Below are 15,918 nucleotides of genomic sequence, written 5' to 3'. Positions count from 1 at the left end.
AGGTGCTGCACGCCGCGATGCAGGAGAAGTACCCGATCGATGGAAGGCAGCACGCAGTATGGCGCGCGAGCATTTTCGTCGACGGCGGGGCTGGGCTCGCCATCCCTCGAATCGGAAGTGGCAGGAAGCGCGCTCAGGACATGTAGTAAGTAGCACGAATCGAAATATAACGAGATGGTGATGCCGAGTGGCACGGGTGCCCTGAGGCCGATCCGTTCGAGTCACGGCAGTCGGAAGAGTGGCTATCGCGGGTTCCGTTAGACGGGCACCCAGGACGCGCAAGGAATTCACAAGGTTCCGGCACGCAGCAGGCGGGGTCTTACTACGAGCGAGAGGGAACAAGATGAAGCAGAGAGTTTTGGCGTTGGCCATCAAGAGGATAGTCTGGGCGGAACTGGCGCTGACGGCCGCGCTGGTGCCGCCGGCGTTCGCCCAGAGCCAGCCGGCGCCGGGTGCCACATCGATCGCGGATGCGGTCGCGAACGGCGCACCGATGACCGTTGCACAGGCGGACGGTGCGACGAGCGCTGTCGCTGCCACGGGCGCCTCGGCGTCCGGTGCGGCAGCCGAGGCGACGCCTGCCACGCCCGGCGCGAACGGACAGGGCAAGGTAGCGCAGATCAAGCGGTTCGAAGTGACCGGTTCGCTGATCCGGCAGGCTGACAAGGTCGGCTTCAACCAGGTTCAGACCGTCACGAGCAAGGACATCGAGAACAGCGGCCAGACCAGCGTCGCTGACTACCTGCGCAGCACCTCGGCCAACTCGGCAAGCAGCTGGAGCGAGGGCTCGACGAACAGCTTCGCGCCGGGCGGCGCAGGTATCGCGCTGCGCGGCCTCAGCGAGAAATACACGCTGGTGCTGATCGACGGCATGCGGGTGTCGCCGTATGCGTTCGCAGTGAACGGCAGCGATCAATTCTTCGACCTGAACACGCTGCCGCTCAACATCATCGACCGTATCGAAATTGTCAAGACAGGCGCGGTGTCTCAGTATGGTTCCGACGCAATCGCGGGCGTGGTCAACATCATCACGAAGAAAAACTTTCAGGGTCTTGAATTGGGGGGCAGCTACGGTGGCGCGACGAACGGTGAAGGCGGCCAGGGCACGACGAAGTTCAGCATCCTCGGCGGCTTCGGTGACCTGAACGCCGACCGCTTCAACGTGACGGCGGCGGCCAGCTACTACAAGTCGAACGGCATCTCGATCGCCGATCGCGACACGACGCAGAACCAGAACTTCTCCAATTTCCCGGGCGGCTTGTCGAACCAGAGCGTCTCCTACTGGCGCAATCCGACCACCGGCGCGAAGGTGCCGCTGAGCCCGTGTCCGAACGGAGGCCAGGCCGTGCCGGGCACCTCCGTCGCGCAGGTCAACGGTCCCGGCACGGTCTGCGCAAACAACACCGCGTACGCATCGTCGCTGTCGCCGTGGACTGAACGCCTGAGCGCGAAGGTGCACGCCGACTTCAAGATCAACGACGCGATGCAGGCGTTCGCCGATCTCTGGGAAAGCAACAATACGACGGTCACGAACAACTTCGTCGGCCGCCTCGGCAACAGCACGCAGACCTATGATCCGGCAACGGGCGGTCTCGCGCCTATTTCGAACCTTGTGCCGGGCAGCAACCCGTATAACCCGTTTGGCGTGCCGGCCAAACTGGTCTACGCATTCCCGGCCGCGCAGGCCGTGCATACGAGTTCCAACTTCTGGCGTGCCGCGACGGGCGTGAAAGGCTCGTTCAGCACGCCACGCGTGGGGGATTGGGACTGGACGGCGTCCTACACGCATTCGCAGGACACGGTGTCGAACAACTATTCGAACCTGATCAACGCGGCCGCACTGGAAAATATCGTCCAGAACGGCGTGTTCGACTTCGCCAATCCATCGTCGACACCGAACGGGTTGAACGGACTGTACGGAAGCACGTCGACACAGGCCATCACGAAGCTCGATGCTGTCGACGCGACGCTGTCGACGCCGAACCTGTTCACGTTGCCCACGGGTAACGTCGGCCTGGGTCTCGGTACGCAATTCACGCACCAGAGCCAGTACATCGGTACGGGCGCGGACTACGCGAACGGCACGCTCATCCAGCCGTCGCTGCAGTCGGTCAACGGGGAGCGCAACGTCGCGGCGGTCTACTACCAGATCGACATTCCTATCCTGAAGAACCTGACGTTCAGCCAGTCGGGGCGCTACGACCACTACAGCGACTTCGGTGGCGCGTTCTCGCCTCGCTTCGCGTTGCGCTTCCAGCCGATCCGCGAGCTGACGATGTACGGTTCGTACAACCGTGGCTTCCGCGCACCGACGCTGATCGAAAACACCTCGTCGAGGACCTACGGCGCGCAGGGCGCGGTCGACGCGAACGATCCTAACAACCCGAACGCATACAACCTCGTCGAGGAAGTGCAGACCGGTAACAGCAAGCTGCAGCCGGAGCGGACCAAGAACTACAACATCGGCTTCCAGCTGTCGCCCACCCGCAATACCGATTTCGGCTTCGACTGGTACAAGATCCACATCGACAACGTGATTGGCACGGAAGACATCCAGACGGTGGTCGACCAGAACGATCCGTCGAAGGTGATCCGTAACCCGAACGGCTCGATCGCGTATGTGCTGCTGCCGTATATGAACCTGTCGTCGCTCGATACGGACGGCTTCGAGACCACCTTCCGCCAGTCGGTGTCGACCAAGATCGGTACGTTCACGCTGTCGGGTGACTGGGCCTACGTGTGGCACTTCAAGATGCCGGTGGGCGGCGAGACGACCGACTTCGCGGGCAACAACGGTTCGCTGAACGAGCCGTTCGGCGGCAGCTTCCCGCGCTGGAAGGGCAACACGAGTCTGAACTGGAACTACCACAACCAATGGAACGCGACGTTGACGTGGATGTTCACGGGACCGTACAGCCAGGCCATCCTGTCGCCGGGCCAATATCCGAACATGCAGGACAGCGTGGCTTCGTACAGCCAGTTCAATCTGATGGTCAGCTACACCGGCTTCAAGCATTGGACGATCTATGCGGGCATCGACAACATCTTCAATCGTGCGCCGCCGTTCGACCCGGTTTATATGAACGCGAGCTACCAGACGGGCTACGACACGTCGCTGTACACGTATGTCGGTCGATTCGCGCAGGTTGGCGCGACCTACAAGTTCTGATGGCGATTGCGATGCACCGATAGGCTTTAGACCGGCCGCTCCACGTCCACCTCCCCATTTTTTGGAGCGGCCCTTTTTCGCCTGGCGCCACGACGGCCTGCAACCGGGACGTGCGGCGATGCAGTTCGCAGGATCGTTTTCAGCACGAACAACCAGTGGGATGCAGGTGGCACGCGGCAACCTGCACAGGAATCTACCGCGCGCAGGCCTCGCGCCCGCACGCTTTCGGACAGACCGACCATGAAACTGTTGAAATGGCGATGGGCAGGCGTGCCGCGCGCGGCGCTGTTCGCATGCGCCGTGCTGCTCGTGTCGGGTAGCGCCATGCCACGTGCGGCGCTCGCGGTGTCGGCGATCGCGCAATACGACCAGCCGAAATACCCGCCGGGCTTTGCGCATTTCGATTATGCGGACCCACAGGCGCCGGACACCGGCACGCTCAACTTCGAAAACTACGACGAAGCGCAGAGCTACGACTCGCTGAACCCGTTCCTCGTGCGCGGCTCGCCCGCACCGGACATCAAGAACCTGATGTTCGACACGCTGATGCAGCGCAGCTGGGACGAACTCGCGTCCGAATACGCGTTGATTGCCGACGACGTCGAGGTGGCGCCCGACGGGCAGTCGGCCACGTTCCACATCAACCCGGCCGCGCGCTTCTCGAACGGCGACCCGATCACCGCGGCCGACGTCAAGTATTCGTTCGATACGCTGACGAGCCCGCAGGCGTCGCCGCTGTACAACGCGCAGTTCTCGATCATCCGGCGCGCAGTGGTCGTCGACGGCCACACGATCCGCTTCGAATTCAAGCACGCGGAGCGCGACGCCGCGCTGATCGCGGGCGACCTGCCGGTGTTCTCGCCGAAGTGGGGGCAACACGCGGACGGTACGCGGCCGCCGTTCGACCAGATCGCGAACGAGCCGCCGATCGCGAGCGGCGCGTACCTGATCGAGCAGCGCAGGAACGACAAGCAGATCGCGTACGTGCGCAACCCGCACTACTGGGCCGCGAACCTGCCGTCGCGGCGCGGGATGTTCCGTTTCGCACGCGTGTCGTTCAAGCTGTATCTCGACCAGTACACGGCGCTCGAGGCGTTCAAGGCCGGCGATGTCGATGCGCGAATGGAGTACAGCTCGACGCAGTGGGCGCGCAAGTACGTCGGCAAGAATTTCGGCAACGGCATGCTGAAGAGGGGCGAGTTCCCGGACGGCCCCGCGCAGATGCAGGGCTTCCTGATGAACCTGCGCAAACCGATGTTCCAGGACGTGCGCGTGCGGCACGCGCTTGCGCTGGCATTCGACTTCGACTGGATGAGCCGGATGATGTTCTACGGGCAGTACCGCCGCACCAACAGCTTCTGGGACGCGAGCCCGTTCGCCGCGTCGGGCATGCCGAGCGCGAAGGAACTCGCGCTGCTCGAACCGTACCGCTCGACGCTGCCGCCGGAGGTGTTCGGCCCGATGGTCAAGCAGCCGTCGACGTTGCCGCCGGGCTCGCTGCGCGCGAACCTCAAGCAAGCGCGCGACCTGCTCGCTCAGGCTGGCTGGCACTACCGGGACGGCGCGCTGCGCGACGCGAACGGCACGCCGATGTCGATCGAGATCATCGACGACCAGCCCGGCATGGATCGCCTGATCCTGCCGTACGCGCAGGCGCTCGCGACGCTCGGCATCCATGCGTACCTGCACGAGATCGACAGCGCGCTCTACCAGAAGCGGCTCGACAATTTCGAGTACGACATGACGACGTATATCTACTCGCCCGTGACGATCCCGGGCGCGGAACTGACGCGTCGTTTCGGCAGCGAGGCCGCATCGCAGCCCGGCTCGGAGAACTATCCGGGCGTGAAGTCGAAGGCCGTCGATGCGCTGATCCGCGCGGCGCTTGCGGCCAATACGCTCGACGATCTCGAGACAGCCACGCACGCGCTCGACCGCGTGCTGATCAACCTGTACGTGCTGGTTCCGCAGTACTACATGCCGAACGCGCGGATCGCGTACAAGACGACGCTCGGCCATCCGCCGGTCGTGCCGGCTTCCTATCAGTACGAGGACTGGATCATCGACTACTGGTACGTGAAGAAGCCGGTAGCACGGCCACAACCCGCCGCGGCGGCCTGACGAGGGAGCGACGATGCTTGCATACATATTGAGGCGCCTGCTGCTGATGATCCCGACGCTGATCGGCGTCGTGACGATCACGTTCGCGGTTACGCAATTCGTGCCGGGCGGCCCGGTCGAGCAGGTGCTCACGCAATTGCGCCACGGCAGCGCGCGTGGAGGCGAGGCGGGCGGAGGCGGGGGCGGCTACCACGGCAGCCAGGGCGTCGATCCGCAGCAGATCGAGCAGATCCGCAAGCAGTTCGGCTTCGACAAGCCGCCGCTCGAACGCTACGCGCTGATGCTGAAAAGCTATGCGACGTTCGACCTCGGGCAGTCCTATTTCGCGCACCGCAGCGTATGGGCCGTGATCCGCTCGAAGCTGCCGGTGTCGATCACGCTGGGCTTGTGGACGGTGATCCTCACGTACTTCGTGTCGGTGCCGCTCGGCATCGCGAAGGCCGTGCGCAACGGCTCGCGTTTCGACACGGTAACGAGCGTGCTCGTGCTCGCCGGCTACGCGATTCCGGGCTTCGTGCTCGGCGTGCTGCTGCTGATGCTGTTCGGCGGCGGCACGTTCTGGCAGGTGTTTCCGATGCGCGGCCTGACCTCGGACGACTTCGACGAGCTGACGCTGATCGGCAAGGCTCTCGACTATCTGTGGCATATCGCGTTGCCGGTGACGGCGTCGGTGGTCGGCAATTTCGCGATCGTCACGATTCTCACGAAGAACACGTTCCTCGATGAAATCGGCCGGCAATACGTGCTGACCGCACGCGCGAAGGGCGCGCCGGAGCGCGACGTGCTGTGGAAGCACGTACTGCGCAATGCGGCGATCCCGCTGCTCACCGGGTTGCCGGCCGCGTTCGTCGGCGCCTTCCTGAACGGCAACCTGCTGATCGAGACGCTGTTCTCGCTCGACGGGATGGGGCAGCTCTCGTACGACTCGGTGATTCGCCGCGACTATCCGGTGGTGCTCGGTTCGCTGTTCCTGTTCACGCTCATCGGCCTTCTGACCAAACTCATTGCTGACGTCTGCTATGTCCTCGTCGACCCCCGTATCCAGTTCAACCGCCTGGACCACTGATCCGGCCGCCGTCGCATGCGCGGCGTCGCCGTCGCCATGGCGACGCACGTGGCGGCGGTTTCGCGCGCAGCGGCTCGGCTACTGGAGCCTCGTGATCTTTGCCACGCTGTTCGCGCTCAGCCTGCTGGCCGAAGGACTGTCGAACGACCGGCCGCTGGTGGTGCGCTACGACGGGCATTTCTATTTCCCGATCGTGAAGGACTATCCGGAGACGCAGTTCGGCGGCGATTTCCCGGCGAAGACCAACTATCTCGATCCATACATCCGCGCGAAGATCGAGTCGCACGACAACTTCGCGATCTACCCGCCGAACCGCTACCGCTACGACACGATCGACTATTTCGCGTCGCGGCCGTATCCGGCGCCGCCGTCCGCGAGCAACTGGCTCGGCACCGACCAGTTCGGCCGCGACGTGCTCGCGCGGCTGCTGTACGGATTTCGGCTGTCGGTGCTGATGGCGTTCGCGCTGACGGTTTCGGGCGTCGCGATCGGCGTGCTGACGGGCGCGCTGCAGGGCTTCTACGGCGGGCGCACCGATCTCGTCGGGCAGCGCCTGATCGAGATCTGGAGCGCGCTGCCCGACCTGTACCTGCTGATCATCTTCGCGTCGATCTTCGAGCCGTCGCTGTGGCTGCTGTTCGTCCTGCTGTCGATGTTCGGCTGGCTCGTGCTGTCCGACTACGTGCGCGCGGAGTTCCTGCGCAACCGCGCGCTCGACTACGTGAAGGCCGCACGCACGATGGGACTGTCGAACTGGCAGATCATGTGGCGGCACGTGCTGCCGAACAGCCTGACGCCGGTGATCACGTTCCTGCCGTTCCGGATGAGTGCGGCGATCCTGTCGCTGACGAGCCTCGACTTCCTCGGCCTCGGCGTGCAGCCGCCGACGCCGAGCCTCGGCGAACTACTGCAGGAAGGCAAGAACTACCTCGACGCGTGGTGGATCTCGATCTCCGCGTTCTCGGCGCTGGTCGTCACGCTGCTGCTGCTCACGTTCATGGGCGACGCGCTGCGCAATGCGCTCGACACGCGCGCGCGCGGCTCGGCCTTCGGCGGGGAGCAACGATGACGACTCCTTTGCTGGACATTCGACGGTTTTCCGCGCACTTCGGCGCGAAAGCCGCCGTGCAGGACCTGAGCCTCGCGGTCGGGCGCGGCGAGCGCGTGGCGCTCGTCGGCGAGTCGGGCTCGGGCAAGAGCGTGACGGCGCTGTCGATCCTGCGGCTCGCGCAGCAGGCGACGCTGTCGGGACAGATGCTGTTCGACGGCGAGGATCTGCTCGCGAAGACCGAGCAGCAGATGCGCGGCATCCGCGGCGCCGATATCGCGATGGTGTTCCAGGAGCCGATGACGGCGCTCAATCCGCTGTATACGATCGGCAAGCAGATCGCCGAGAGCCTGCGGCTGCACGAGGGGCTGCGGCCGGGCGACGCGCGCGAGCGCGGCATCGCGCTGCTGCGGCGCACCGGGATTCCGGAGCCGGAGCGGCGCATCGACAGTTTTCCGCACCAGTTGTCGGGCGGCCAGCGGCAACGCGCGATGATCGCGATGGCGCTCGCGTGCCGGCCGCGGCTGTTGCTCGCGGACGAGCCGACGACGGCGCTCGACGTGACGGTGCGCCAGCAGATCGTCGACCTGCTGATCGAACTACAGGAACAGGAGGCCGCCGCGCGCGGGATGGCCGTGCTGCTGATCACGCACGACCTGAATCTCGTGCGGCGCTTCGCGCAGCGCGTGGCCGTGATGGAGCAGGGCGTGCTCGTCGAAACGAACACGACCGGCGCGCTGTTCGCCGCGCCGCAACACGCGTACACGCGCCGGCTGCTCGACAGCGCGCCGCAACGTGCGGTCGAACCGGTCGCGGCCGGTGCGCAGACGATCCTCGACGTGCGGCAACTCGCCGTCGATTACCGCATCGCGACGAAGGGCTGGCGCGCGGTGTTCGGCAAGACGGCGTTCCGGGCCGTGCACGACGTGAAGCTGAGCCTGCGGCGCGGCGAGACGCTCGGGATCGTCGGCGAATCCGGGTCGGGGAAATCGACGCTGGCGGCGGCCGTGCTCGGCCTGCAGCGGCCGGCGTCGGGCGGCATCGAGATCGACGGCATGCCGCTGGCGTCGCTGCGCACGACACGCGGCCGGCGCGCGCTGTACGGCCGCATGCAGGTCGTGTTCCAGGATCCGTTCGGCTCGCTGTCGCCGCGCATGACGGTCGAGCAGATCGTCGGCGAGGGGCTTGCCGTGCACCGGCCGGAGGTGGCCGGCGCCGCGCGGCGCACGCGGGTCGCTGCCTTGCTGCAGGAGGTCGGCCTGCCGGCCGACGCGATGCTTCGCTATCCGCACGAATTTTCCGGCGGCCAGCGTCAGCGCATCGCGATTGCGCGCGCGCTGGCCGTGGAGCCGGAGCTGCTGGTGCTGGACGAGCCGACGAGCGCGCTCGACGTTTCGATCCAGAAGCAGGTGCTGAATCTGCTGACGAACCTGCAAAAGAAGTATCAACTGAGCTACCTGTTCATCACGCACGATCTCGCGGTGATGCGCGCGATGGCCCATCGGGTCATCGTGATGAAGGCGGGGCGCGTGGTCGAGGAGGGCGATACGCTCGACGTGTTGCACGCGCCGTCCCACCCGTATACGCAGGCGCTGCTCGCGTCGTCGATGCTCGCACCGGAACCGGGTCCGCTGCAGCGGGAAGGGGGCGCGGATGAGTGACGTGAAGCGGGCACGGCGCGCCCGTACCGTTCGCTGACGCACGCCGATGCCATCGTTCTTCATCGACCGCCCGGTGTTCGCGTGGATCGTCGCGCTCGCGATCGTCGTCGCGGGCATGCTCGCCATTCCGCAATTGCCGATCGCGCAGTATCCGCGCCTTGCGCCGCCGCGCGTCGTGATCACCGCGACCTATCCGGGCGCGTCGACCGAGACGGTCGACGCCGACGTCGGCAGCATCATCGAGGAAAGCCTCGACGGTGCCGACGGGCTGCAGTACTACGAGACGAGCAGCGACGGTCACGGCAATCTCGAGATCGACGTGACGTTCGCGCCCGGCACCGATCCGGACATCGCGCTCGTCGACGTCAACAACCGGCTGAAGCAGGTCGAGCCGCGGCTGCCGCAGCAGGTCGTGCAGCAGGGCGTCGGCGTGTTCAAGGCGGCCAACACGTTCCTGATGCTCGTCACGCTGACGTCGACCGACGGCACGCGCGACTCCGCCCAGCTCGGCGACTATCTGAACCGTTACGTGCTGCGCGAGCTGAAGCGCGCGCCCGGGGTCGGCGCGGCCCAGCTGTGGGACGCCGACGAGGCGCTGCGGGTCTGGCTCGATCCCGGCAAGTTGCGCGAATACGACCTCGGCGCCGACGACGTGATCGCGGCGATCGGCGTGCAGAACGCGACGGTGACGGCCGGCGCGATCGGCGATGCGCCGTTCGTGCGCGGCCAGCAGCTCACCGCGACGATCGTCGTCAAGGGACAGCTGACGTCGCCGGAGGAGTTCGGCCGGATCGTGCTGAAGTCGAAGCAGGATGGTTCGGTCGTGCGCGTCGCCGATGTCGCCCGCATCGAAATCGGCCGCGACGACTATTCGTTCTATTCGCGGCTGAACGGCCGTCCGGCGGCCACCGTCGGCATCCAGCTCGGCCCGCGCGGCAACGCGCTCGAAACGTCGAACGCGATCCGCGCGCGGCTTGCCGAGCTGTCGAAGACGCTGCCGCCGGGCGTCGCGGTCGAGATTCCGTTCGACGGCGCGCATTTCGTGAAGATCGCCATCCGGGAAGTCGTGCTGACGCTCGTCGAGGCCGTCGTGCTGGTGTTCTGCGTGATGTGGCTGTTCCTGCGCGAGCTGCGCTACACGCTCGTGCCGACCGTCGTGATTCCGGTCACGCTGATGGGCGCGTTCGTCGCGATGTGGGTGTTCCGGCTGTCGATCAACGTGTTCACGATGTTCGGCCTCGTGCTGGCGATCGGCATTCTCGTGGACGATGCGATCGTCGTCGTCGAGAGCGTGCACCGGGTGATGGAGGCGGGCGTGTCGCCGCGCGATGCGACGCGGCACGCGATGAAGCGGATCGGCGGGGCGATCGTCGGCGTGACCGCGGTGCTGACCGCCGTGTTCGTGCCGATGGCGTTCTTCCCGGGCAGCGTCGGCGGCATCTACCGGCAGTTCGCGGTGTCGATGATCGCGTCGATGCTCGTGTCGTCGTTCATGGCGTTGTCGCTCACGCCGGCGCTGTGCGCGAATTTGCTGAAACCGGTCGTCCGTCACGAAGGCGGGGGCGTGCCGCGCCGCAGCCTCGGCGCGCGCGTGGCCGACCGCTTCGGCGTCGCGTTCGCGCGCGCCGAGGCCAGCTATCGGCGCGTCACCGTGTCGGCGGTACGCCGCACGGGTGCGGTCGTCGGCATCTATGTCGCACTCTTGGCCGTGTGCGGGCTGCTGTACTGGACGATGCCGGGCGGCTTCCTGCCGACCGAGGACCAGGGGCAGCTGCAGGTGATGATCCAGTTGCCGGCCGGCGCCACGCAGGCGCGCACGCTCGCGGTCGTCCAGCGCGTCGAGGCGATCCTGCGCGCGGAGCCGGCCGTCGCGAACGTGACGAGCGTGATCGGCTGGAGTTTCGCGGGCAGCGGGCAGAACGTCGGGATGGCATTCGTCGACCTGAAGGACTGGGCGCAGCGCGACGTCGATGCGATGACGTTGCGCGATCGCCTCAACCGGCGTTTCGACGCGATTCTCGACGGCGACGTACAGGCGACGCTGCCGCCGTCGGTGCCCGGCATCGGTCACGCGGACGGCTTCACGTTCCGTCTCGAGGATCGCGGCGGGGTCGGGCTCGACGCGCTGAAGGCCGCCCGCGAGCAGTTGGCCGCGCGTGCAAAGGCGGACCCGGCGCTCGCGTCCGTGCATTTCGAGGACTTGCCGGACGCGCCGCGCATCGAGCTCGACGTCGATCGCGCGAAAGCATATGCGCTCGGCGTGCCGTTCGAGCGCATCGCGGGGCTGCTCGGCGGCACGTTCGGCTCGAACTACATCAACGATTTTCCGGCGTCGGGCCGGATGCGCCGCGTGATCGTCGAGGCCGACCCGGCCGCGCGTGCGACCGACGCGCAACTGATGGCGCTGACGGTACCGAACCGGACGGGGGACATGGTGCCGCTGTCGGCCATCGCCGCGCCGCACTGGACGGTCGGGCCCGTGATGCTGAATCGCTACGACGGCTATCCGTCGCTCGACGTCAGCGGCCGGGCGGCGACCCACACCAGTTCGGGTGCGGCGATGGCGGAGATGGAGCGGCTGGCCGCCATGCTGCCGGCCGGGATCGGTTACGACTGGGTCGCCGCGGCGCGCGAGGAGCGGATTGCCGAGCGGCAGACGCCGCTGCTGGTCGGGTTGTCGGTGCTCGCGGTGTTCATGGCGCTCGCCGCCTTGTATGAAAGCTGGACGATTCCGCTGTCGGTGCTGACGATCGTGCCGCTCGGCATCGTGGGCGCGTTGGCGGCGGCGTTCGCTCGCGGGATGCCGAACGACGTGTACTTCAAGGTCGGGATGATTACGGTGATCGGATTGTCGGCGAAGAATGCGATTCTGATCGTGCAGTTCGCACGCGAACTCGTCGGGCGCGGCGTGCCGCTGCGGCAGGCTGTGGTGGAGGCCGCGGCCGTGCGGTTTCGGCCGATCGTGATGACGTCGATGGCGTTCCTGCTCGGCGTCGTGCCGTTGGTGCTGGCGACCGGCGCGGGTGCGGAAAGCCGGCGTTCGATCGGGACCGGCGCGTTCGGGGGCGTGCTGGCGGCGACGATATTCGGGCTGGTGTTCGCGCCGGTGGCGTTTCGGGTAGTCGTGTCCATAGGCCGGCGCGGGCGGCATGCAGCGGTGACGAAGCGCGAGGCGCCGCGCGTGGAAACGGCCGGGAATCTGGAGATCGATTGATGGTAGTGATGGGGATTCATCGACCACGCGTTCGGACTGTTTCCATGCCAAGGATTCGCGTCTTCCCTCTGGTAAACAAAAAAGTTCGGACTGGCGAGTACCGGCCGCATGCTCCATTGCGGCGCATGCGCGAACGGGTGAAAAAGCAGCCGAACAAGGAAGACAAGACAACGGTAGCGGCTGATGAACCATATCGATTTTTATTCGGCACCAACCGAGTGCATCTATTGCACCTAAACAAAGTTATGTGGCATCAAATATTTTTTGACGCGTCGATTCTGTCCTGCTATGTTCGCGTCCAATGTAAAACTTGGTAGTAAACGGTAATTCATGTTCCGTGAATTAATGCTTTCAAAGTGAATACGTAAAGAAGCCTTTCAACGGGAGACTGCCTTCCTGGCAACCCGTACGCACTGATTGACGAAGCGCCATGGTGAGAATGTTCCAGGGCGTAGCGCGTATGCAGCCTTTCGATACGCGGAAATACCGATCCATGTAATTAGGCTTCCTAATTCTATAGAAATTCAGCTTCTTGTATTTCAAATTCATTCCACTCATAAGCGGAGGAAATAATTTTGAAAGAAATGGGAAGGTGGACGGAATGGTTGTGATCGTCAGATGACGAATCAGGAACGCGGGGCAACGCTATTTAAAGGCCGGCGAGTCTCCGTGCATACAAAAAGGTCAGGCCTTGCGACGACAAAGGGAAAGGGGTGTTATGAAACCAACGGCTTTGGGATCGGCAATACGCAGCATCGCATGGGCTGAAGTCGCGTTGACGGCGGCTTTGGGTACCTCCGCTTACGCGCAGACAACGCCTGTCGACGGGAGCGTCGCCGCCGAGCAAACCGGCAGCACGGCCGCCGCCGCGCCCGCGCCGGCGTCCGGCGCCGCTGCGGGCGGGCAGACCGTGAAAAAGCTCGACAAGTTCGAAGTGACGGGCTCGCTGATCCGCACATCGGATAAGGTCGGCCACACCGAAGTGCAGGTCATCACCGCGAAGGAAATCCAGCAAAGCGGATACACGACGGTCGCCGATTTCCTGCGTTCGACCTCGGCCAATTCCGCAAGCAGCTGGGGCCAGACGACGATGAACAGCTCGGCACCCGGCGGCGCCGGCATGGCGTTGCGCGGGCTCAGCGAGAAATACACGCTCGTGCTCGTCGATGGCCAGCGCGTCGCGAACTATGCGCAGTCGGTGAACTTCACCGACACGTTCTTCGATGTCAACGCGATCCCGCTGAACATGGTGGAGCGCGTCGAGATCGTCAAGACCGGCGCGGTATCCGTCTACGGCTCGGACGCGATCGCGGGCGTCGTCAACATCATTACGAAGAAGAACTTTCAGGGCCTGCAGATCGACGGCCAACTCGGCAAGGCGCAGCATCCGGGCGACGGGCAGGGCAACTTCAGCGTACTGGCCGGCTTCGGCGACCTGAATTCGGATCGCTTCAACGTCACCGCGGCCGCCAGCTATTACCGCGATTCGGGTTCGACGCTCGGCGATCGAGACATGACGTCGGCGCAAGACTTCACGCAATATCCCGGCGGACTGGCAGCGCCGCTCGGGCCGAACCAGCAATCGTACTGGTCGCTGGCGGACGGCTCCAAGGTGCCGCTTTCGCCGTGCCCGCCCGGCAGCAAGACGAGCGCGACCAATTGCACGTATAACCCGGCCGCGTCGACGTCGCTCGTTCCGTCCACGACGCGCCTGAACGCGAAGGTGCGCGCCACCTTCAAGATCGACGACAACACGCAGGCCTATGCGGGCTTCTGGGTGAGCCGCGATGAAACCGTCCAGTTGCAGGGACCGGCGTCGATCTCGAGCACGACGAACGTCTACAACCCTTCGACCGGGTCCGTTTCGCCGCTGCCGCGCACCGTACCGGTGAGCAATCCTTATAACCCGTTCGGCGTGCCGACGGCGATCAACTTGACTTTCCCGGGCAACGTCGTGAGGGCGGACACGGTATCGACGTTCTGGATGGCGAACACGGGCGTCAAAGGCTCGCTCGACGCGGGCAGATTCGGCGCGTGGGACTGGTCGGCCGATTACGGCCACTCGCAGAGCACCGTCGATACGACGTATCGCAACCGGATCAACGCCGCGGGCCTCGAGAACATGCTCGCGAACGGCACCTATAACTTCTCGAACCCGGCCTCCACGCCAAACGGCCTGAACGGCGTTTTCACGGACGACGATCAGCAGGCCATCTCGAAGGTCGACAGCGTGACGGCCAAGGCCTCGACGTCGAATCTCTTCACGCTGCCCGGGGGCCCGGTCGGCCTGGGCCTGGGCACCGAGTTCCGCCACGAATCGTCGACGATCAACCCCCAGACGCTCGCGTCGCAGGGCGTATCCGCACCGGCGAACGTGCAGACGGTGGAGGGTTCGCGCAACGTCGCCGCCGCGTTCTACCAGGTCGACATTCCGATCCTGCGCAATCTGACGTTCACGCAGGCGGGCCGCTACGATCACTACAGCGACTTCGGTGGGGCGTTTTCGCCGAGCTTTGCGCTGCGTTTCCAGCCGGTGCAAATGCTGACGACGTATGCATCGTACAGTCGCGGCTTCCGCGCGCCGACCCTCGTCGAAAACTCGCAGGCCGTCTATCTCTCTCACCAGAACCTCGTCGATCCGAACGATCCGAGCGGTGTGCCGACCAAGCACTTCACGACGGAGCAAGTCGCGGGCAATCCGAATCTTCAGCCGGAGCACACGAAGAACTACAACATCGGCTTCCAGCTTTCACCCGATGCGATGACCGATATCGGCGCGGCGTTCTACAAGGTCCGCATCGACGGCGTCATCGGCACGGACGATCCGAACGCGGTGCTCGTCGCCAACGATCCCTCGCGCGTCGTGCGCAACGCTGACGGGTCGGTGCGTTACCTCGTTCAGCATTTCGTGAACCTCGGTGCGCTCGATACCGATGGCTTCGATCTCAACTTCCGCAAAGCGCTGCGCACCAAGTACGGCACGTTCACGCTCGCAGGCGACTGGACTTATGTGTGGCACTTCAAGCTGCACAGCCCCGGAACCGCACCGCAGGACTTCGCCGGCAACAACCTTGCGCTGCTGCAGCCATTCGGCGCGAGCAACCCGCGCTGGAAGGGCAATACGAGCCTGAGCTGGGACTACCGGCAGCTGACTACCACGCTGACCTGGCAATACACTGGGCCATATACGAACGCCGTGGCCGCGGAATTCGGCGACGGCGGTACGGGATCGGTGGCGTCGTACAGCCAGTTCAACCTGATGTTCAACTATCGCGGCTTCAAGCATTGGACGATTTACGGCGGCATCACGAACCTCTTCGACAAGAAACCGCCGTTCGACGTCGAGTGGCAAGCCGTGCCCGACATCACTGGCTATGACCAGTCGCTCTACACGGATCTCGGCCGCTTCTTCCAGATCGGGGCGACGTACCGGTTCTGACGGCGAGGAGGCCGCCAGGCGGCAACCCGTCCCGGCGCGCGGCCCGCGCCGGGACGACGAAGAATGAGCACATCGACTCCTACGAGGATCAGAGGTGGAGGGTTTGAATGCGAAGGCGCTCGGCCAGCAGCACCTCGTGCAGTCGATCTTTGTTATTTGACATAATCAACATTATCAACATTTTTTGTTGTAGCGGCCAT

General features: G+C 64.8%; 7 protein-coding genes. All 7 read left to right on the top strand.

What is annotated here, in order from left to right; all coding sequences use genetic code 11:
* The first annotated feature begins 343 nt into the window (after window positions 1-343).
* The 7 genes from JYG37_RS10715 (at window position 344) to JYG37_RS10685 (ending at window position 15,718) form a co-directional block, all read left to right on the top strand.
* Entirely contained in the window at window positions 344-3,169 is a 2,826-nt protein-coding gene (locus JYG37_RS10715; protein WP_213345388.1) for a TonB-dependent receptor, read from the top strand.
* Window positions 3,170-3,409: 240 nt separating this feature from the next.
* Complete coding sequence (locus JYG37_RS10710) at window positions 3,410-5,290, top strand: extracellular solute-binding protein (RefSeq protein WP_213345387.1); 1,881 nt, start codon at window positions 3,410-3,412, stop codon at window positions 5,288-5,290.
* 13 nt (window positions 5,291-5,303) lie between these two features.
* Window positions 5,304-6,356: a microcin C ABC transporter permease YejB gene (locus JYG37_RS10705; RefSeq protein WP_124593080.1), complete on the top strand. Its 1,053-nt coding sequence runs from the start codon at window positions 5,304-5,306 to the stop codon at window positions 6,354-6,356.
* On the top strand, window positions 6,310-7,425 hold the full coding sequence (locus tag JYG37_RS10700; protein ID WP_050015436.1) for an ABC transporter permease: 1,116 nt from the start codon (window positions 6,310-6,312) through the stop codon (window positions 7,423-7,425). Before JYG37_RS10705 ends, JYG37_RS10700 begins: the two co-directional genes overlap by 47 nt.
* Complete coding sequence (locus tag JYG37_RS10695) at window positions 7,422-9,065, top strand: ABC transporter ATP-binding protein (protein WP_124630370.1); 1,644 nt, start codon at window positions 7,422-7,424, stop codon at window positions 9,063-9,065. Before JYG37_RS10700 ends, JYG37_RS10695 begins: the two co-directional genes overlap by 4 nt.
* A 46-nt stretch (window positions 9,066-9,111) precedes the next feature.
* Window positions 9,112-12,279 (top strand): multidrug efflux RND transporter permease subunit, encoded by a 3,168-nt coding sequence (locus JYG37_RS10690; protein ID WP_124630371.1) that lies wholly within the window; start codon window positions 9,112-9,114, stop codon window positions 12,277-12,279.
* A 718-nt stretch (window positions 12,280-12,997) separates the two neighbouring features.
* Complete coding sequence (locus tag JYG37_RS10685; protein WP_050015431.1) at window positions 12,998-15,718, top strand: TonB-dependent receptor plug domain-containing protein; 2,721 nt, start codon at window positions 12,998-13,000, stop codon at window positions 15,716-15,718.
* Window positions 15,719-15,918 lie beyond the last annotated feature (200 nt).

Source organism: Burkholderia sp. LAS2, assembly GCF_018417615.1.
Classification (GTDB): domain Bacteria; phylum Pseudomonadota; class Gammaproteobacteria; order Burkholderiales; family Burkholderiaceae; genus Burkholderia; species Burkholderia sola.
This window is presented reverse-complemented; position numbering and strand designations above follow the sequence as displayed.

Coding starts and splice junctions, on each gene's coding strand:
- JYG37_RS10715 (WP_213345388.1), top strand. CDS start 344: ATGAAGCAGAGAGTTTTGGCGTTGGCCATCAAGAGGATAGTCTGGGCG.
- JYG37_RS10710 (WP_213345387.1), top strand. CDS start 3,410: ATGAAACTGTTGAAATGGCGATGGGCAGGCGTGCCGCGCGCGGCGCTG.
- JYG37_RS10705 (WP_124593080.1), top strand. CDS start 5,304: ATGCTTGCATACATATTGAGGCGCCTGCTGCTGATGATCCCGACGCTG.
- JYG37_RS10700 (WP_050015436.1), top strand. CDS start 6,310: ATGTCCTCGTCGACCCCCGTATCCAGTTCAACCGCCTGGACCACTGAT.
- JYG37_RS10695 (WP_124630370.1), top strand. CDS start 7,422: ATGACGACTCCTTTGCTGGACATTCGACGGTTTTCCGCGCACTTCGGC.
- JYG37_RS10690 (WP_124630371.1), top strand. CDS start 9,112: ATGCCATCGTTCTTCATCGACCGCCCGGTGTTCGCGTGGATCGTCGCG.
- JYG37_RS10685 (WP_050015431.1), top strand. CDS start 12,998: ATGAAACCAACGGCTTTGGGATCGGCAATACGCAGCATCGCATGGGCT.